At 68.0% G+C, this 18,378-nt stretch carries 19 protein-coding genes and 1 riboswitch; of the genes, 10 read left to right on the top strand and 9 right to left on the bottom strand.

The window, feature by feature from the left end; translation table 11 throughout:
- Positions 1-43 precede the first annotated feature (43 nt).
- The 4 genes from ACFVVI_RS13210 to ACFVVI_RS13195 all read right to left on the bottom strand — a co-directional run bounded on the left by ACFVVI_RS13210 (position 44) and on the right by ACFVVI_RS13195 (position 2,910).
- Entirely contained in the window at positions 44-1,186 is a 1,143-nt protein-coding gene (locus tag ACFVVI_RS13210; RefSeq protein WP_378991215.1) for a glutamate--cysteine ligase, read from the bottom strand.
- Positions 1,187-1,198: 12 nt separating this feature from the next.
- Positions 1,199-1,894 carry a superoxide dismutase family protein gene (locus ACFVVI_RS13205; protein WP_378633796.1) on the bottom strand — a complete coding sequence of 232 codons (696 nt, stop codon included), beginning with the start codon at positions 1,892-1,894 and terminating at the stop codon, positions 1,199-1,201.
- A gap of 89 nt (positions 1,895-1,983) precedes the next feature.
- On the bottom strand, positions 1,984-2,541 hold the full coding sequence (locus ACFVVI_RS13200) for a LytR C-terminal domain-containing protein (RefSeq protein WP_378991216.1): 558 nt from the start codon (positions 2,539-2,541) through the stop codon (positions 1,984-1,986).
- Between the two features lie 42 nt (positions 2,542-2,583).
- Positions 2,584-2,910 carry a DUF3263 domain-containing protein gene (locus tag ACFVVI_RS13195; protein WP_378991218.1) on the bottom strand — a complete coding sequence of 109 codons (327 nt, stop codon included), beginning with the start codon at positions 2,908-2,910 and terminating at the stop codon, positions 2,584-2,586.
- 172 nt (positions 2,911-3,082) lie between these two features.
- Between ACFVVI_RS13195 and ACFVVI_RS13190 the strand changes: the two genes are divergently transcribed.
- From ACFVVI_RS13190 to ACFVVI_RS13150, 9 genes are all read left to right on the top strand, one after another.
- Positions 3,083-3,673 carry a peptide deformylase gene (locus tag ACFVVI_RS13190; RefSeq protein ID WP_387445556.1) on the top strand — a complete coding sequence of 197 codons (591 nt, stop codon included), beginning with the start codon at positions 3,083-3,085 and terminating at the stop codon, positions 3,671-3,673.
- The gene (locus tag ACFVVI_RS13185) at positions 3,663-4,622 is read left to right on the top strand and encodes a GNAT family N-acetyltransferase (protein ID WP_378991221.1); all 960 of its coding nucleotides are present in this window, start codon (positions 3,663-3,665) and stop codon (positions 4,620-4,622) included. Before ACFVVI_RS13190 ends, ACFVVI_RS13185 begins: the two co-directional genes overlap by 11 nt.
- A 22-nt stretch (positions 4,623-4,644) precedes the next feature.
- Complete coding sequence (locus ACFVVI_RS13180) at positions 4,645-5,454, top strand: exodeoxyribonuclease III (RefSeq protein ID WP_387445554.1); 810 nt, start codon at positions 4,645-4,647, stop codon at positions 5,452-5,454.
- 73 nt (positions 5,455-5,527) lie between these two features.
- Positions 5,528-6,730 (top strand): homogentisate 1,2-dioxygenase, encoded by a 1,203-nt coding sequence (locus ACFVVI_RS13175; RefSeq protein WP_387445552.1) that lies wholly within the window; start codon positions 5,528-5,530, stop codon positions 6,728-6,730.
- Between the two features lie 31 nt (positions 6,731-6,761).
- Positions 6,762-7,952, top strand: a complete 1,191-nt coding sequence (fahA, locus tag ACFVVI_RS13170; RefSeq protein WP_387445549.1) for a fumarylacetoacetase — start codon at positions 6,762-6,764, stop codon at positions 7,950-7,952.
- Between the two features lie 149 nt (positions 7,953-8,101).
- Positions 8,102-10,363 carry an MMPL family transporter gene (locus ACFVVI_RS13165; RefSeq protein WP_387445547.1) on the top strand — a complete coding sequence of 754 codons (2,262 nt, stop codon included), beginning with the start codon at positions 8,102-8,104 and terminating at the stop codon, positions 10,361-10,363.
- Positions 10,364-10,552: 189 nt separating this feature from the next.
- Positions 10,553-10,679: riboswitch (TPP riboswitch) on the top strand.
- Positions 10,672-12,315 carry a phosphomethylpyrimidine synthase ThiC gene (thiC, locus tag ACFVVI_RS13160; protein WP_387445545.1) on the top strand — a complete coding sequence of 548 codons (1,644 nt, stop codon included), beginning with the start codon at positions 10,672-10,674 and terminating at the stop codon, positions 12,313-12,315. It overlaps the preceding riboswitch by 8 nt.
- A gap of 157 nt (positions 12,316-12,472) precedes the next feature.
- Complete coding sequence (locus tag ACFVVI_RS13155; protein WP_378996138.1) at positions 12,473-12,667, top strand: hypothetical protein; 195 nt, start codon at positions 12,473-12,475, stop codon at positions 12,665-12,667.
- Positions 12,668-12,698: 31 nt separating this feature from the next.
- Positions 12,699-13,493, top strand: a complete 795-nt coding sequence (locus ACFVVI_RS13150; RefSeq protein ID WP_378996136.1) for a thioesterase family protein — start codon at positions 12,699-12,701, stop codon at positions 13,491-13,493.
- Here ACFVVI_RS13150 and ACFVVI_RS13145 read toward each other — a convergent pair whose 3' ends face one another.
- The 5 genes from ACFVVI_RS13145 to ACFVVI_RS13125 form a co-directional block, all read right to left on the bottom strand.
- Positions 13,494-14,000 (bottom strand): SRPBCC domain-containing protein, encoded by a 507-nt coding sequence (locus tag ACFVVI_RS13145; protein WP_387445542.1) that lies wholly within the window; start codon positions 13,998-14,000, stop codon positions 13,494-13,496.
- A 16-nt stretch (positions 14,001-14,016) separates the two neighbouring features.
- Entirely contained in the window at positions 14,017-14,346 is a 330-nt protein-coding gene (locus tag ACFVVI_RS13140; protein WP_378996132.1) for an ArsR/SmtB family transcription factor, read from the bottom strand.
- Positions 14,336-14,767: an SRPBCC domain-containing protein gene (locus ACFVVI_RS13135; RefSeq protein WP_378996130.1), complete on the bottom strand. Its 432-nt coding sequence runs from the start codon at positions 14,765-14,767 to the stop codon at positions 14,336-14,338. The genes ACFVVI_RS13140 and ACFVVI_RS13135 overlap by 11 nt, the downstream gene beginning before the upstream one ends.
- 76 nt (positions 14,768-14,843) lie before the next feature.
- Positions 14,844-16,367, bottom strand: coding sequence for an MFS transporter (locus ACFVVI_RS13130; RefSeq protein ID WP_387445538.1), 1,524 nt, complete (start codon positions 16,365-16,367; stop codon positions 14,844-14,846).
- Between the two features lie 158 nt (positions 16,368-16,525).
- Positions 16,526-17,086: a TetR/AcrR family transcriptional regulator gene (locus ACFVVI_RS13125; protein WP_387445536.1), complete on the bottom strand. Its 561-nt coding sequence runs from the start codon at positions 17,084-17,086 to the stop codon at positions 16,526-16,528.
- A 39-nt stretch (positions 17,087-17,125) separates the two neighbouring features.
- On the opposite strand from ACFVVI_RS13125, the gene ACFVVI_RS13120 reads away from it, so the two are divergent.
- Positions 17,126-18,370, top strand: coding sequence for a KasA/KasB family beta-ketoacyl-ACP synthase (locus tag ACFVVI_RS13120; RefSeq protein ID WP_387445533.1), 1,245 nt, complete (start codon positions 17,126-17,128; stop codon positions 18,368-18,370).
- Positions 18,371-18,378 lie beyond the last annotated feature (8 nt).

The raw sequence follows: 18,378 nt of genomic DNA, 5'->3' as shown, positions 1-18,378 counted from the left end.
TCGTAAACGGCGGGTGAACGCCGTCTCCCCGCGCAGCTGAACGCTACTGATCGAGCTCGCGCACCAGCGCGTCGACGACGGCGACCATGTCGCCCTGTGTCTGCGCGGCGACCCGGCGTTGCCGCTGGTAGGAGGCACCGTGACGGGGAATGTCAGCCACCGCGGCCAGCTCGGCGGCGCAGCCGAGACGCTTCGCGGTCGGCTCCAGCCGGGTGAGCAGATCCATCAGATCGTCGGTGACCAAACGCTCATTGCTGGCGTCGTCGACGATCACGATCGCGTCGAGCCCGTAGCGCGCGGCGCGCCATTTGTTCTCTTGCACATGCCATGGCGGCAGCGTCGGCAGTTGCTCGCCGTTCTCGAGGCGCTGGTCCAGGTCGACGATCAGGCAGTGGATCAGCGCGGCCACCGAGGCCAGTTCGGTGCGGCTGGACAGCCCGTCGCACACGCGCACCTCGATGGTGCCCCACTTGGGCGCGGGCCGGATATCCCAGTGCATCCCACCGAGCTGTTCGAACACACCGGTTTTCATCTGGTCGTGCACGAAACCTTCGAACTGGCGCCAGTTCTCGAACTGGAACGGCAGCCCGGCGGTCGGCAACTGCTGGAACATCAGCGCCCGGTTGCTGGCGTAGCCGGTGTCGTCGCCGGACCACATCGGCGACGACGCCGACAGCGCGAGCAGATGCGGATACGACAGCAGCAGCGAGTTCAGGATCGGAAAGACCTTGTCCCGGTGCGACACTCCCACATGCACGTGGACGCCCCAGATGAGCATCTGGCGGCCCCACCACTGGGTGCGTTCGATCAGTTCGTCGTAATGCGGTGAGCGCGTGAGCTGTTGGGCCGACCACGCCGCGAACGGGTGGGTGCCCGCGCAGAACAGGTCGACACCGAGCGGATCGGCTGCGCGCCGCACCGCGTTCATGGTGCCGTGCAGGTCTTCGACCGCGCCGCCGACCGTGTCGTGCACGCCGGTCACCAATTCGACCGTGTTGCGCAGCAGTTCCTTGGTGACCTGCTGGGTGCCGTCGTGGGCACGCAGGTCACCGACCGCGTCGAAGACCGCCGAAGCCGTGTTGGACAGATCCCGCGTCACCTTGTCGACGAGCGCGATCTCCCATTCGATGCCGATGGTCGGCCGGGGCGAACCGCGAAACGAAACCGACTCGAATGCCCCGGCCATGGGAGTGTCTCGCTAACCGACGACGCCGCACGCCACCCGGGCGCCCGCATCACCGGTGGTCAGCGTGGTTTCGTCCGGCCCGGTGCCACCCTCGCGGGTGTAGCGCGGCGGGATGTTGCCGAAGTTGTCGGCGCCGCCGTGGATGATCAGCGCCTTGCCCTTGACGTTGTCGAGGGTGACCGAGTCGGTCCGGGTGACCAGCTTCGCGGAGCCGTCGGCGCCGACCTGCAGCGAGGTGAGGTCACCGCTGGCCGGGTGCGCGGTGGCACCGCCGACCTGCAGATGCCCACCGGCCGAGGCGAAGTCGCCCTCACAGGTGCCGTTCTGGTGGAAGTGCAGGCCGTGGAAGCCGGGCGTCAGACCGCGCGCCTCGACGGTGACGACCAGGTGGCCGCCCTCCTGGACGATGGTCGCGGTGCCGACCTCGGCGCCCGCACCGTTCTTGAGCGAGGTCTTCAGGCCGCCCGCCACGCCACCGTGGTCGTCGCCGTGGCCGGGAGCCGCGGTCTCCGACGGTGCGGCGTGACCGCCACCATGACCGCCGCTTTCGCCCGCGGGTGCCGCCGAGCTGGTCCACACCGGCGGCGTGGTGCCCTTGACGTCACTCGACTCCTGGCTGTTGGTGCAGGCTGCGAGCCCGAACGCGGCGACCGCGAGCACCGGGGTCACAATGCGCCAGGACGGGCGACGAGTTGTCGACGTGGCCATCAGGGGACTCCTTATCGGACTGGGGCTATACCGCTCAAGATGATGCCACAGCGGCGACACGGCCTACGGCACCGCGTGCCGCGCCTGGTTCAGCGACCGGTCAGTACGACGACGACACCCGGCGAGGTGTCCCCCGACTTGGGCGCGACCGTCCCGCCGACCTGCTCGGCGATCTCGGTGGCCGCGGCCTTGTCGCGCGCGCCGCCGCCGTAATACACGGTGGTGGTGGTCAGGTTCTCGCCGCTGTAGTTGCCGGTGCTCACGTTGGTCCAGCCCGCGGTGGTCAGTTCGCTCGCGGTGCGCGCGGCCAGGCCGGCGACCAGGCTGTTGTTCAGCACCCGCACCGATACCGTCTGATCCGTGCCGCCCGTAGCGGGTGCCGTGGTGGTGGTCGTCGGTGCGACGGAAGTCGTGGTGGTGGTCGGGGCGGCGGCCGCGCTGGTGGTCTTCGGCGCGGGCGTGGTGGCAGGCGCCTGCGCGACCGCGCTGGAGGTGGTGGTCTCGGTCTGCTCGGTATCCGATGCCACGGCATCGGAGTTCGACAGTGACATCGCACCCAGACCGGCGAAGACAATGGCCAGCGCGATCAACACCATCGCCAGCGCGCGCAACGGCGGGCCGCCGGGGGTGGGGTTCGGGTTGCTCACCCGCCCAACCCTAGTCGCAACGAAGGGTGTGTGGCCGTCATGTCAGACCTGGAAACCGAGTTTGCGGGCCGCACGCGATTTCTGCCTGCTCGCTCGCAGCCTGCGCAGCCGTTTGACCAGCATCGGGTCGGCGGCCAGCGCCGCGTCGGAGTCGACGACAGCGTTGAGGACCTGGTAGTACCGGGTGGCAGACATGGCGAACAGCTCGCGGATCGCGTCTTCCTTGGCGCCCGCGTATTTCCACCATTTGCGCTCGAAGTCCAGGATGTCGAGTTCACGACGACTCAGACCGGTGCTCTCGTCGGCGGCCGAATCCTGTTCGCCCGCAGTGTGGCCCTGCGCGATGTGCCGAGCTGCTGCGCCGTCCATCTTGCTCCCTCGCCGAGTATCACGAGATGGGTAGATACCGTCGTCATTCAACCACGGGTTCCCCCGATCCTTCGACCCATGTCACGGCGTGTTGACTGAAGGCCAGTAGGGGTGGCGCGGCCCACAGGGGTCCGCCGATCGTCCGCCCGCGCCAGCGGCGATAATGGCGACCATGGCAATTCTCCCGATCGTGATCGTCGGTGACCCCGTTCTCCACAACCCCACCGCGAAGGTGACGGAGACCCCCGCGGAGCTGGCCGAGCTCATCGCGGATATGTACGACACTCTCGAAGAGTCCAAGGGTGTCGGCCTGGCGGCCAATCAGGTCGGCGTCGGCAAGCGCCTGTTCGTCTACGACTGCCCCGACTTCGACGCCACCGGCAATCCCCTCCGCCGCAAGGGCGTGGTGGTGAACCCGGTGCTGGAGACCTCGGCGATCCCCGAGACCATGCCCGACCCCGATGACGACGAGGAAGGCTGCCTGTCGGTGCCCGGCGAGCAGTTCCCGACCGGTCGCGCGGACTGGGCGAAGGTCACCGGGACCGACGCGAACGGCGAGCCCGTGGAAATCGAGGGCACCGGCTTCTTCGCGCGCATGCTCCAGCACGAGGTCGGCCACCTCGACGGTTTCCTCTACGTCGACGTGCTGATCGGCCGCAATGCCCGCGCCGCCAAGAAGGCGATCAAGCGAAACGGCTGGGGCACACCGGGTTTGAGCTGGATCCCGGGAACGGTTCCTGATCCGTTCGGTCATGACGACTGATATCCCCCTCGGCCGCCGGGTGGTGATGCGGTACCAGCTGCCCGCGGGTTATCCCCAGCCACTCACCGACGTGATCGGCGAACTGGTGTCGCTCACGCCGCCGTCGGTGCGGACCGCCGAGGGTGAGCTGGTCTCGGTGTCCGCCGATCGCGTTGTGGCGTTGAAGGCGCTGGGGCCCAGGCCCATTCGGACCAAGGAGATCCGGTCGCTGGAGACCGCGGCGGCCATGGCCTGGCCGGGCAGCGCGCACCTGTGGATCGACGGCTGGCTGGTACGAGCGGGCAACGGCTACACCGGGCGCGCGAATTCGGCGGTGCCGCTGGGCGAGTCGGGTGTGCCCGCGGTGTTGTCGATCGACACCATGCGCAAGATCGCGGACTGGTACACGAGTCGGGGGTTGCCGCTGCTGCTGCAACTGCCCGACCGGCTCGCTCCCGTCCCGCCGACCTGGAACACCTGGAGCGAGACCGTGGTCCTCGGTCTCGACATCGCGAATTTCGTGCTGCCGCAGGGACCGTCGATGGTGCGCATCACCGACGAGCCAGAGGACGGTTGGTTGCGGACGCACCGCTACCGCGGCGAGATTCCCCTCGACCCCTCCGTGCGCGAACCGGACCGTGCCGTGCTCACCTCGGTCCTGGACGGCACTCTCGGTTTCGCGTCCCTCGGCCTGCCCGAACCCCTGTCCATCGGCCGCGGCGCGGTGACCACCGCCCCCGACGGCCGGCGCTGGGTCGGGCTCACCTGTGTGGCCGTGGCGACCGCGCACCGCCGCAACGGACTCGGCGCGCTGCTGTGCGCCGAACTGATCCGGTGGGGTGCCGAGCTGGGCGCGAGCCACGCCTACGTCCAGGTGGAGGTGGGCAATTCCGGCGCCCTCGCCCTCTACCGCGAACTCGGCTTCATGGAGCACCACGCCTATCGCTACGCCGCCCCGCAGAGTCATTAGCCTCGAAAGGACCGTCACAACCGTGCGTCTCGCCACCTGGAACGTCAACTCGATCCGCTCCCGCGTCGATCGGGCGATCGCTTTTCTGGACCGTCACGACATCGATGTGCTGGCGTTGCAGGAGACCAAGTGCCGTGACGATCAGTTCCCGTTCGAGCAGTTCGAGGCGGCGGGGTACGAGGTGGCGCACGTGGGGATCAATCAGTGGAACGGTGTCGCGATCGTGTCGCGCGTCGGGCTCACCGATGTCGAGCTCGCGTTCCCCGATCAGCCCGGCTTCGACAAGAACGCCGGCGATTCGCTGATCGAATCGCCGGTGGTCGAGTCGCGCGCGATCGGTGCGACCTGCGGCGGGGTGCGGGTGTGGAGCCTCTACGTCCCCAACGGGCGCACGCTCGCCGACCCGCACTACACCTACAAACTGAACTGGCTCTCGACCCTGCGCGCGCAGGCGGCAGGCTGGCTGGCCGACGACCCGCAGGCGAAGATCGCGCTGGTCGGCGACTGGAACATCGCCCCCACCGACGACGATGTCTGGGCACCGGAGCTGTTCGTCGGCAAGACCCACACGTCCGCGCCCGAACGCGAGGCGTTCCAGTCCATGCTCGACATCGGCTTCCGCGATGTGATGCGCCCGTTCGCGCCCGGCCCCGGCGTCTACACCTATTGGGACTACACCCAGCTGCGTTTCCCCCGCAAAGAGGGCATGCGCATCGACTTCATCCTCGCCTCCCCCGCCCTCGCCGACCAGATCAAGGACGCTTCGGTGGATCGCGAGGAACGCAAGGGCAAGGGCGCCAGCGACCACGCACCGGTGATCGCCGAATTCTGACGGATCCGCCACGCGTTCTCGGTTACGTTGGAGGTGGAAGTTTCAGCCTGCAACGTAGCGGGAGGCGCGCCTCATGTCGTTTTATCGCAGGGTCGGAACGGTGCCGCCGAAGCGGCATACGCAGCATCGGGATGCGCGCGGCAACCTCTACTACGAAGAGTTGATGGGCGAGGAGGGGTTCTCCGGGGACTCCTCGCTGCTGTATCACCGCGCGCTGCCGCCCGCGATCGTCGACGCTACGGTCTGGGAGCTGCCCGACCAGACGTTGACGCCGAATCATCCCCTGCACCACCGGCATCTGCGGCTGCCGCTGCTGTTTCCCGGCGATACGGCAACGACGACCGACCCGGTGGCCGGGCGCAGGTTGCTGCTGGCCAATGCCGATGTGCGGATCTCGTACGTGGTCGCCAAGGGCGCGTCCCCGCTGTACCGCAATGCCATCGGCGACGAGCTGGTGTACGTGGAATCCGGTGCGGCGGTGGTGGAGAGCGTGTTCGGGATCGTGCCGGTCCGCCAGGGCGATCAGGTGCTCATGCCGCGCGCCACGACCCACCGCTGGCTGCCGATGGGCGAGGAACCGTTGCGCGCGTATGTGATCGAGGCATCGAGCCACATCACCCCACCCAAGCGCTATCTCTCCAGATTCGGTCAGCTACTGGAGAATTCGCCGTATTGCGAGCGGGATCTGCACGGGCCACTCGAATTGCTGCTCGTCGAGGACACCGAGGTGGAGGTGCTGGTCAAGCATCGGGCGGGCACCGAGGTGATCGGCACCAGGATGACCTACGCGACGCATCCGTTCGATGTGGTCGGCTGGGACGGCTGCCTGTACCCGTACACGTTCAACATCGCCGATTTCGAGCCATTGACCGGCCGCGTTCATCAGCCGCCGCCGGTGCATCAGGCCTTCGAGGCCACCAATTTCGTCATCTGCAATTTCGTGCCGCGCAAGGTCGACTATCACCCCCTGTCGATTCCGGTGCCGTACTACCACTCGAATGTGGATTCCGACGAGATCATGTTCTATTGCGGCGGGAACTACGAGGCGCGCAAGGGTTCCGGTATCGCCCAGGGTTCGGTGTCGGTGCATCCCGGTGGTTACGCGCACGGCCCACAGCCCGGTGCCTATGAACGCAGTATCGGGGCGGAGTTCTTCGACGAGCTGGCGGTGATGGTGGACACGTTCCGCCCGCTGCAACTCGGCGAAGGGGCGCTGGCCTGCGAAGATCCCGCGTACGCGTGGACCTGGTCCGGTCGCGGGCCGGGGCTCGCATGAGTGAGCGCAGCGGCGTGGACGGCGGCGGCCGATGACGGGCGCACAGGTGTTGCGCGTGGAGGTACCGGCGGACTCGCTGTTCGGGCCGGAGAATATGCCCTACGGCGTATTCGCACCCCCCGGCGGCACCCTCCGGGTCGGTTGCCGCTTGGGCGATATGGTGCTCGATCTGGCTGTGCTGCTGGATGATCCGGTGTTCGCTCGCCCCGAGATGAACGCGTTCCTGGCACAGGGTTCCGGCCGCTGGCGTGAGGTCCGCGCGAGGTTGCGCGCGCTCGCGGACACGGCGCTGCCGATCGATGCCGTGTATCCCTTGTCCGCTGTGCGGATGGCACTGCCGGTACGGATCGGCGACTACGTCGATTTCTACGCCAGCATCGACCACGCCACCAACCTCGGCAGGCTCTTCCGTCCGGACAGTGCACCGCTGCTGCCGAATTGGCGGCACCTGCCGGTGGGGTACCACGGCCGGGCGGGCACCGTCGTCGTCTCGGACACCCCGGTCATCAGGCCGCGGGGACAACGCCGAACCGCCGCGGGCACACCTGATTTCGGACCGTCGCAGCGGCTGGACATCGAGGCCGAACTGGGCTTCGTCGTCGGCTCCGGATCCACGCTCGGCGCACCGGTCACCGTCGACGAGTTCACCGAGCACGTGTTCGGCGTCGCCCTGGTCAACGACTGGTCGGCCCGCGATATCCAGGCCTGGGAGTACCAGCCGCTCGGCCCCTTCCTCGGCAAGTCGTTCACCACGTCACTCTCGGCCTGGATCACCCCGCTGGCCGCGCTGACTCAGGCGCGGGTGCCACTACCCGCACAGCACCCAGAACCTCTCCCCTACCTGCGCGGTACCGGCGACTTCGGCCTCGACATCGATCTGACCGTCGCCTGGAACGGCGAGGTCGTCGCGTATCCGCCCTACTCACGCATGTACTGGTCACCCGCGCAGATGCTTGCCCACCTCACCGCGAACGGCGCCTCGATCCGGCCCGGCGACCTCTACGCCTCCGGCACCATCTCCGGGCCGGAGCCGTCCCAGCGCGGGTCTTTCATCGAATTGTCCTGGGGTGGAACACAACCCATCACAGTGAAGGATCAGACCCGCACATTTCTGGCCGACGGCGACGAGGTGACGATCACCGCCACCGCGCCGGGCACCGCGGGCAGGCGGATCGGCCTCGGCGCGGTCGGCGGCCGAATCCTGCGGGCACGCGATACCTGAGACACCGCTAGCGGTTGTGGGCCGTCCTCCGCGTCCACCCAGGGGCGGAGATGGTACTCGGCCGACCTCCACCCCGAGGCGGTATCGGATATAATTCGACGCGGGATACGGTGACGGTTCGAACGTTTCCGAGCAGAGGGCACCCGACGATGTTGACGAGAATCGCCCGCACCGCCGTTGCCCGACCACGATGGGTGGTCGCGGTTGCGCTGGTGCTGATGGTGTTGTGCGGCGCGATCGGCGCCACCGTGCACTCGCACATGAAATCGGGCGGATTCGTCACCTCCGATCTCGATTCGGTCCAGGCCAGTCAATACCTGAGCGAACACTTCCCCGGCAGCGAGCCCAACTACGTCCTGACGATCACCGCCGAGGGTGTGGCCGACTCCGCCGCCGCGCGCGCCGCCGCCGACCGCGCGCTCGCCGTCCTCGGCGCACATCCCGAGATCGTCAGCGGTGTCCAGTCGTACTGGACCGCGCGCCCCGATCTCAAACAGGCGATGCTCAGCAAGGACCGCACCCACGCGCTCATCCTGGCCAGCATCGAGGGCGACGACGCCGAACTGCCCGTCCGGGCGGCCCAGCTGAGCGAAGAACTACAGGTCGAGAGCGGTCCGGTGACGGTCAAGGCCGGTGGGCTCGCCGCCTCCTTCGCCGATATCAACACCCAGATCAGCAAAGACCTGATCATCGCCGAGGCGATCGCGATCCCGATCACCGGCCTGCTGCTGGCGCTGGTGTTCGGCAGCCTCATGGCCGCCGCGCTGCCGGTCGCGATCGGGCTGTTCGCCATCGCGGCGTCGCTGGGCATTCTGCGGGTGCTGACCGCGCTCGCCGATGTGTCGATCTTCGCGCTGAACATGACCACGGCACTGGGACTGGCGTTGGCGATCGACTACAGCCTGTTCATCGTCAGTCGATATCGCGAAGAGCTGGCGGCGGGCCTTACCCCGACCGCGGCGGTGACCCGTGCGATCCAAACCGCCGGTCGTACGGTCGTGTACTCGGCGCTGGTCGTCGCGCTCTCGCTGTCGGCGCTGCTGGTGTTCCCGCAGTACTTCTTCAAGTCGTTCGCTTACGCGGGTATCGCCGTGGTCGCCGCCGCGGCGGCCGCCGCGGTGATCGTGCTGCCCGCCCTGCTCGTTCTGGTGGGTCACCGCATCGATTCGGGCGACCTGCGCGCACCGATGCGCCGGCTGTTCCGGCTGACCCCGAGGACGGAAAAGGAACCGCGGCAGACCTTCTGGTATCGCCTGGTCAACGCGGTGATGAAGCGTCCGTTGCCGATCGCCCTGGCCACCACCGCGTTCCTGCTGCTGCTCGGCTCGCCGTTCCTGGGTGTCCAGTTCGGCTACCCCGACGACCGGTCGCTGCCCACCGATGTCGCCAGTCGCGAAGTGGGCGACATCCTGCGTACCGAATTCGATGCCGACCTGGCCTCGAGCGCGACCATCGTGCTACCCGAATTCCGGGGCAGCACAGCCGAACTCGACACCTACGCCCGCGACCTGTCCAAGGTGCCCGACGTACCGGCCGTGCTCAGCAGCGCGGCGGTGTACCGCAACGGGCTGCGGGTGGCCCCTGGCGTGCCCGAGATGACGGACCCGCAGCACGGCGCCTACCTGTCGGTCGCCACCACGGTCGACCCCTACTCCGACGCGGGTGGCGACCAACTCGACACCCTGCGTGCCGTTCCCGCGCCGTCGAAAGCCCTGATCACCGGCCCGGCCGCGCTGAACCAGGACTCGGTCAACGCGATCACCGGCAAACTGCCGCTGGCGGGCGCGCTGATCGCGCTCACCACGCTGGTGCTGCTGTTCCTGTTCACCGGCAGCGTGGTGCTGCCGGTGAAGGCACTGATCCTCAACATCCTGTCGCTGGCGGCGACGTTCGGCGCGATGGTGTGGATCTTCCAGGAAGGCCACCTGTCGGGCCTGCTCGGCTTCACCGCGACCGGCACCCTCAACCTGGCCATGCCCATCCTCATGTTCAGCCTGGCGTTCGGCGCGTCCATGGACTACGAGGTCTTCCTGCTGTCGCGGATCCGCGAGGAATGGCTGGCCGGGCCGAAGACCACCGAGGGCAATACCGAGGCGGTCGCGATGGGCGTGGCCCGCACGGGACGCATCTTCACCGCCGCCGCGCTGCTGATGAGCATCGTGTTCCTCGGCGTCGCCAGCTCCGGCGTGTCGATGATGAAGCTGTTCGGCCTGGGCTGCGCACTCGCGGTGATCAGCGACGCGACCGTGATCCGCGGCCTGCTCGCCCCCGCGCTCATGCGAATGATGGGCACCTGGAACTGGTGGGCGCCGAAGCCACTGGTGGCACTGCACAACAAGTTCGGGCTGCAAGAAGCCGACGACATGCCGGCCTCGGTCGAGCGCCAGCTGACCGAATCCGGCACCCGATAGCGAACGCTCAGGCCGCCGCCTAGACTGCACACCAGCCACGCATGCCCCGACCTCGAGGAGGGGCTCGCCGCGAAGCGGCGGTTCGCGGCCGTCCCGCCGATGGGAGGCCGTTGCGTAGGCGACGAAGGAGCAAGCAACGGCCTCCCATCGGCGGGACACCAGGGGCCGCGAACTCGAGCGCGCCAGCGCTCAAAGAAGCACGGGGGCTCGCACCAGCGGGCTGAGAGGACGGCTAGCCCATCTCGGGCGTTCAGGGCCGTCGACCGTATGAACCTGACCGGGTAATGCCGGCGTAGGGAGGAAATATCGTGGGCTCGAACACGTCTTCTGACAGGACGGTCGACACCGTCACCACCGGTCCGATCCAGGGCAGCGTCAAGCACTACCAGGAGGTAGACGGCCTGCGCATCCCGGTGCGCCGGATCAACCTCACCAACGGCGACCACTTCGATGTCTTCGACACCTCGGGGCCGTACACCGACGACAACGCGGTGATCGACCTCGAGGCCGGGCTGCCGAAACTGCGCGACGAATGGGACTCCCCGACCGTCGACGGTCCGCCGACCCAGCTCGCCTGGGCTCGTCAGGGCATCATCACCCCCGAGATGCGGTTCATCGCCGCCCGCGAGGGGGTCTCGCCCGAACTGGTGCGCGACGAGGTCGCACTCGGTCGCGCGGTGATTCCGGCCAACCACAACCACCCGGAGCTGGAGCCGACCATCATCGGCAAGAAGTTCCTGGTCAAGATCAATGCCAATATCGGCAATTCGGCGGTGTCGTCGTCGATCGCCGAAGAGGTGGAGAAGATGGTGTGGGCCGCGCGCTGGGGCGCCGACACCATCATGGACCTGTCCACCGGCAAGAACATCCACGAGACCCGCGAGTGGATTCTGCGCAACTCCCCCGTCCCGATCGGCACCGTCCCGATCTATCAGGCGCTGGAGAAGGTGAACGGTGATCCCACCAAGCTCACCTGGGAGATGTACCGCGACACCGTGATCGAGCAGTGCGAGCAGGGCGTCGACTACATGACCGTGCACGCGGGCGTGCTGCTGCGCTACATCCCGCTCACCGCCAAGCGCGTCACCGGCATCGTCTCGCGCGGTGGATCCATCATGGCCGCTTGGTGTTTGGCGCATCACCAGGAATCGTTCCTGTACACGCACTTCCGTGAGCTGTGCGAGATCCTGGCGCGCTACGACGTGACCTTCTCCCTCGGCGACGGCCTGCGTCCCGGCTCCATCGCCGACGCCAACGACGAGGCCCAATTCGCCGAACTCCGGACTCTCGGCGAGCTCACCAAGGTCGCGAAATCCTATGGCGTGCAGGTGATGATCGAAGGCCCAGGCCACGTGCCGATGCACAAGATCGTCGAGAACGTGCGGCTCGAGGAAGAGCTCTGCGAAGAGGCGCCGTTCTACACCCTCGGCCCGCTGGCCACCGATATCGCACCCGCCTACGACCACATCACCTCGGCCATCGGCGCCGCGATCATCGCCCAGGCGGGCACCGCGATGCTCTGCTACGTCACGCCCAAGGAGCACCTCGGTCTGCCCAACCGCGACGACGTCAAGGTCGGCGTGATCACCTACAAGATCGCCGCCCACGCCGCCGACCTCGCCAAGGGTCACCCGCACGCCCAGGACCGGGACAACGAATTGTCCAAGGCCCGTTTCGAATTCCGCTGGCACGACCAGTTCGCGCTCTCGCTGGATCCCGACACCGCCCGCGAGTACCACGACGAGACCATGCCCGCCGAGCCCGCCAAGACCGCCCACTTCTGCTCGATGTGCGGTCCGAAGTTCTGCTCGATGCGCATCTCCGCCGACGTACGCGAATACGCGGAGAAGCAGGGGCTCACCGATGTGGCCGCCATCGAGGCGGGCATGGCCGAGAAGTCCGCCGAGTTCGCCGACCACGGCAGCAAGGTGTACCTCCCGGTCGTCTCCTGACCCCGCTCCGCCCTCGCCGACGCCCGTCCGATCTCCGCGATCGGGCGGGCGTCGCAGCACGTGCACCCTGAATTTCGGGGCTTTCGCTCACCCTGGCGATCGGTAACGATTGGCAATCGTGTCGACCTACCGGCACGCCGAGCACTGGAGTGAATCAATGAAACGCATCGTCGCCGGGGCCCTCGCGGCCGCCGCCCTGTCCGTCGCCGCCCCGCTCGGCACCGCCCAGGCCGCGTCCCTCCCGGTCGCCGACTCCGGTTCGTCGTCCATCGGCTGCACCTCCGACACCAGCCCCTGCGCCCTGCGCCCACTGTTCGACCTGTTCACCGCCCTCTTGACGGGCAGCGCCTAGGCCACGGGGCGCGCGGGGTAACGTCGGCCGGATGGCCGATGCCTTCTACCGCCGAGACCCCGCGGACCCGAACCGGTACCTCTCGACCGAGCTGACCCGGGGCCCGTGGTCGCCGGACGCCCAGCACGCCGGACCGCCGTCCGCTCTGCTCGGGCATGTGATCGAGCGCTGCGAGCCCCGGCCGGGATTCCAGGTCGGACGAGTCGCCGTCGAGATTCTCGGGCCGGTGCCGCTGGCTCCGCTCACCGCGCAGGCGAAGGTGGTGCGGTCGGGGCGCAGTGTCGAACTGATCGAGGCGACTTTGTCGTCGGAGCGCGGCCCCGTGATGCAGGCCAACGCGTGGCGGCTCAAGCTCGCCGAGCCCGCCCTCGATCTGCCCGCCCAGTTCCTGCCGACCGGTACCAGGCCGCTGCCCGCGGCGACGGAGCCGGAGCAGTTTCCCTCCGATCAGGAGATCGGTTTCCACACCGGCATCGAATACCGTTTCTCCGCAGGATCATTCGCCGCGCCGGGGCCCGCGATCTGCTGGATCCGGTTGAAGTACCCGATCGTCGCGGGGACCACCCCGAGTCCGCTGGAGCGCACGCTGGCCGCCGCCGATTCGGGCAACGGGGTCAGCGCGGTCCTCGACTGGTCGAAGTACCTGTTCATCAATACCGATCTCACCGTGACCCTGCATCGTCAGCCGGTCGGCGAGTGGGTGTGCCTGGACGCGGTCACCCATCCCCAGCCACACGGCATCGGCCTCGCCGAATCCGCGCTGTTCGACGAGACCGGGCCGATCGGGCGCAGCACCCAGACGCTGCTCATCGCGCCCCGGGGCTGATCAGGGACGCGGCTTCACCAAGTCGGCGTTGCCGTGCTTGAGCAGTTCCGACTCGCCGGTGCTCGTGCGCCGGAACGGGTCGCCTTCACCGGTGGTGAGCAGACCGCGCAAGCTGGTGGTGATGTAGGCGCCCCAGGCGTTGGAGCACACCTCGTAGCATTCCCCGGCGGGCACCAAACCCACATGGGTGAAACGGATTTCGGTGCCGTCGGCGTTCTCGGTGATGTCGAAGACGACGTCGGTGCCCTCCCATTCGGTGGTGTCGGCGATGAAGGACAGGTGCGAGTCGGTGACGTGCCAGACCAGGCGCTCGCCCGGAATCGACGTGGTGGTCGTCATGGTGCAGCGGTGCAGGCCGGGAACCTCGAAGAGGTAGCTGTCACCGACCGTGCCGGTGCTGCCCTCGATGGTCTCCGACCACCAGGCCCACACGTTGTTGATGGCCGCGAAGGCCTCGTCGGGTGTCTTGTCGACGGTGATGGTGGCGGTGAAATCGTTGTCGCTCATTGCGTTTCCTTCCGGCTCAGCCGTCGAGATGCCGGCGGAGCGCGTCGAGTGGGCCGTCCCAGTCACGGGACAGGGCGGCCAGAAATTGTTGTGCCACGTGCATCGGAGCGGAATCGAGGCGGTAGCGCACGCGCCGCCGCTCCCCCGGTTCCGCGATCACCAGGCCCGCATCCGCTAGCAGGGCAAGGTGTTTGGCGATCGCCTGCCGGGTGATGGGCAGCCGATCGGCGAGGTCGGTCGCGGTGGCCGGACCGTGCGCGGCGAGTGCGGCGAGTACCGACCGCCTGCTCGGATCGGCCAGCGCGACGAAGACCCGTTCGGCGGTGGCCTCCTGCTCAGGCCGCATCGAGGTACTCGACGAGCTCGCCCAGCTCGCTCTTCCAGCCGCCGACATTGCCCTCGAACGCCGCCTTGTGCGCCTCCTCGGGCAGCTGGGCGAAGCCGGTCTCGGTGACCGTCAGCCGGGTGCCGTCGCCGACCGGCTCGAGGCTGAATTCGACATAGGTGCGTCGCGGGTCGTCGTCGGGCAGCCCGTTGATCGGCCAGGTGTAGCCGAACACCGAGGGCTCCTCGACCCGCTCCACCCGCATGTCGGCGGCGAACCCTTCCTTCCAGGTCATTCGCATGTCCCCGCCCGGTCGCAGGTCGATCTCGGCGGTATTGCCGAACCAGCTCCCCAGCCCTTCCGCGGTGGTGATGGCCGCCCATACCTTGGCGGGCGGATGCGCGAGCTCGACGGTCCGGACGATCTGATCAGGAAATCCCATGATGCCTCCTCATATATTGCAACCGACTGGTTGCAATTCAGGGTATTGCAACCGTTGGGTTGCGTCAAGGGTGTGGTCATCCGTGGCCGCCGGTGACGCGGAAGCCTTTCGGGACCAGCCAGACCGTGCCGACAGCAACCACCGCGACGACGGCGGCCGAGATGTAGGATGTGGTGGTGAGGGCGACGTCGAAGGCATGACCGGCGGCAAGGGCGAGTTCGTCGCGGGCGGGTTCGGGTAGGTCGGTGGCCACCTCGGCCGCGCCGCCGATCGAACCGCTCGCCTGATCGAGCTTGTCGGCGGGGACGGACAGGCCCGTCATGTGCTGACTGAAGATCCTGGCGTGCAGGCTGCCGAGCAGGGCGACGCCGAAACCGACGCCGACCTCGTAGTTGGTCTCCTCCACCGCACCCGCCTGGCCCGCCCGGTCCGCGGGCACGGCGCCGACCAGGACTGCGGCCGCCGCGGTCACAGCCATACCGTCGCCGAGACCGAACGACACCAGCACCAGCGCGACCACCGGATAGGTGGTGGGTTCCGGACTCACCGCCAACAGCAGGAACCCGAGGGCGACCGCGCCGAGGCCGAAACCGAGCACCGCGCGGACACCGAACCTCTCCATCAGAAACGGCGTGAGCAGGGAGGCGGTGAGCAGCGTGAGCGCGGCGGGCAACATCCGGATGCCCGCCTGCGACGGGCTGTAGCCGTGGACGTATTGCAGCCACAGCGAGATCAGGAACATGGCCGCGCCGATCGCCATCATGGCCAGCAGCGTCGCGACGGCCGCCGCGGTGAACGCGCCGTTGCGGAACAGCCGCACATCCAGCAGCGGGTCGGTGGCAGTGAGCTGACGTCGGGTGAACCAGGCCAGCGCGGCGATGCCGATCAGCAGGATCGCCCAGTCCACCTCGCTCGCTTCACCTTTCGCGAGATGCTTGACGCCCCACGCCAGACAGACGATGCCTGCCACCGACAGCGCGGCGGCGAACCAGTCCAGGCTCCCCGCCTGCGGCGCACGATATTCCGGCAACACCCACAGCCCCACCACCACCGTCACGACCACCACCGGCACATTGAGCCAGAACGCCGACGACCACCCGAAGTGCTCGACGAGGAACCCACCGACGATGGGCCCCACCGTGGCGCCGACCCCGGCGACCGCCGCCCAGATCCCGATGGCCATGGTGCGTTCGCGCACATCGGCGAAGATGTTGCGGATCAGCGACAGCGTCGACGGCATCACCATCGCACCGCCGATCCCGAGCAATACCCGCCCGCCGATCAACTGCGCCGCGCTCCCGGCGGTAGCCGCGACCACCGACGCGATGCCGAACAGCACGAACCCGCTGATGAACAACAACTTTCGCCCCACCCGATCACCGAGCGCACCGGTGGTGATCAGCAAGCCGCCGAGCACGAGCCCGTAGATATCGATGATCCACAGCTGTTCCATCGGCCCGACCTGCAAATCCTCGATCAGCGACGGCAGCGCCACATTGAGAATCGTGGCATCCATCGCCACCAGCAACAGACTGGCGCACAGCACCCCGAGCATCACCCAGCGCACCGACCCGTAGGACTCGTCCCGCGCTTCGCTCACCCTGGCCACCTCACCGGCCGCTCGGCCCTCGACGTCCGTTGACGACAAGCTACCCACACCAGTGACGCCCGTCCGGCAATGCTCGCGGCAGGTCCAGCCGCGATCCGGGCACGCGAAAGCCGATCCGGGCCGGATGAGACCCGATCACCGACGGGCGCTCAGCCGGGCAGGACCGCCGCGATGAGGGTGCGCGCGGCGCGGCCCGTACGTTCCCGGTCGCCCGTGATCACGCGGTCCTGGATGATGCCGCGCAATCCGGAGACCAGCAGCGTGGACACCACCTCGGGATCTTCGGCCAGCCCGGTCCGGCGCAGCGCGGCGGCGAGTTCGGCGACGAAGGTGGCGATCGCGGCCTCGGCGTAGTCCTGGTACGGCGAGCCGGGGGCACACGCGGCACCCAGCACCTGCAGCAGCACTCGCACGCTGTCGGCCTCGGTACCTTCGGAATTCACGTCGAAGAACCCGATCAGCCGCGCGGGTAGCTGCGCGGGCTCGGTGATATCGGCGAAGACCGCGGCGAGGTCGGGTCGCTGCGTCGCCAACGCCTGGACCAGCAGTTCTTCCTTGGTTCCGAAATAGTAGATCAGCATGCGCGAGCTGGTCCCGAGTGCCGCGGCCAGCGGTCGCAGCGAGAGTTCGGCCAAGCCGTGCGAGGCGATGTAGGTGACGACACCGGCCAGCATCTCGGCGCGCTTGCGGTGGTCGAGGGGACGGGCCATGGGTTGACTGTAGCGAGTGCTACAGGTATTCATGTCATCGTGACTGTACCGATCGCTTCAGAAACTCGGGGCGGCGTGGTGGTGACCGCGTACGCGGCGACCACCGCACTGGCCGACACCATGGACGAGACCTGGTCGCGCCTGCTGCGCGGCGAGAGCGGAATCCGTGCGCTACCCACGTGGTTCCTCGCCGAGCACGATCTGCCGGTGCGGATCGGCGGACCACTGGTCACCTCGCCCGATGCCGAGCTGACGCGGATCGAGCAGCGCAGGCATTCCTACGTCGAACGCATGGCGCTGGTCCTCGGCAGACAGGTCTGGCAGGCCGCGGGCGCGCCGGAAGTCGACCGTGAGCGGCTCGCCGTGGCCATCGGCACCGGCCTCGGCGGCGGCGACGCGCTGATCGATGCCGTCGACGCGATGCGGGCGGGCGGCTACCGCAAGGTCTCGCCGCTGGCCGTGCCGATGGTGATGCCCAATGGACCCGCCGCCACCGTCGGACTCGACATCGGCGCGCAGGGTGGGGTTTTCGCGCCGGTGTCGGCCTGCTCGTCGGGGTCGGAGGCGATCGCGCACGCCTGGCGACTGATCAGCACCGGCGAGGCCGATGTTGTGGTCACCGGTGGCGTCGAAGGGCATATCGACCCGGTCCCCATCGCGGGCTTCGCGATGATGCGGGCGATGAGTACCCGCAACGACGAGCCCGAACGCGCCTCCCGGCCGTTCGACCGCGACCGCGACGGCTTCGTCTTCGGCGAGGCCGGCGCGCTGCTCGTGCTCGAATCCGAACGGCACGCGAAGGCACGTGGTGCGCGCATCCACGCGCGAGTGCTCGGTGCGGGCATCACCTCCGACGCCTTTCACATCGTGGCCTCCGACCCGGCGGGTACCGGTGCGGCGCGGGCGATGCGCAAGGCCGTTCACACTGCGGGGCTGCGGGTTCGCGACATCGATCACGTGAACGCGCACGCGACGTCGACATCGATCGGCGATGCTTCCGAAGCGGCGGCGATCACCGCGGTCGCTCCCGATGCCTCGGTGTACGCCCCGAAGTCAGCGCTCGGTCATTCGATCGGCGCGGTGGGCGCTCTCGAAGCGGTGCTCACGATCCTGAGCCTGCGTGAGCAGATCGTCCCGCCCACACTGAATTTCGACAACGCGGACCCGGCGATCGATCTCGATATCGTCGCCGGGGCCGCACGACCGCACAAGATCGACTACGCCCTCAGCAACTCGTTCGGATTCGGCGGCCACAATGTCGCGCTCGCGTTCGGAAAAGCGTAGCGGCGCCG

It is taken from the genome of Nocardia sp. NPDC058114 (assembly GCF_042884695.1).
Lineage (GTDB): Bacteria > Actinomycetota > Actinomycetes > Mycobacteriales > Mycobacteriaceae > Nocardia.
Note: the sequence above shows the minus strand (reverse complement) of the source record. Positions and strands in the feature narration are given on the sequence as shown.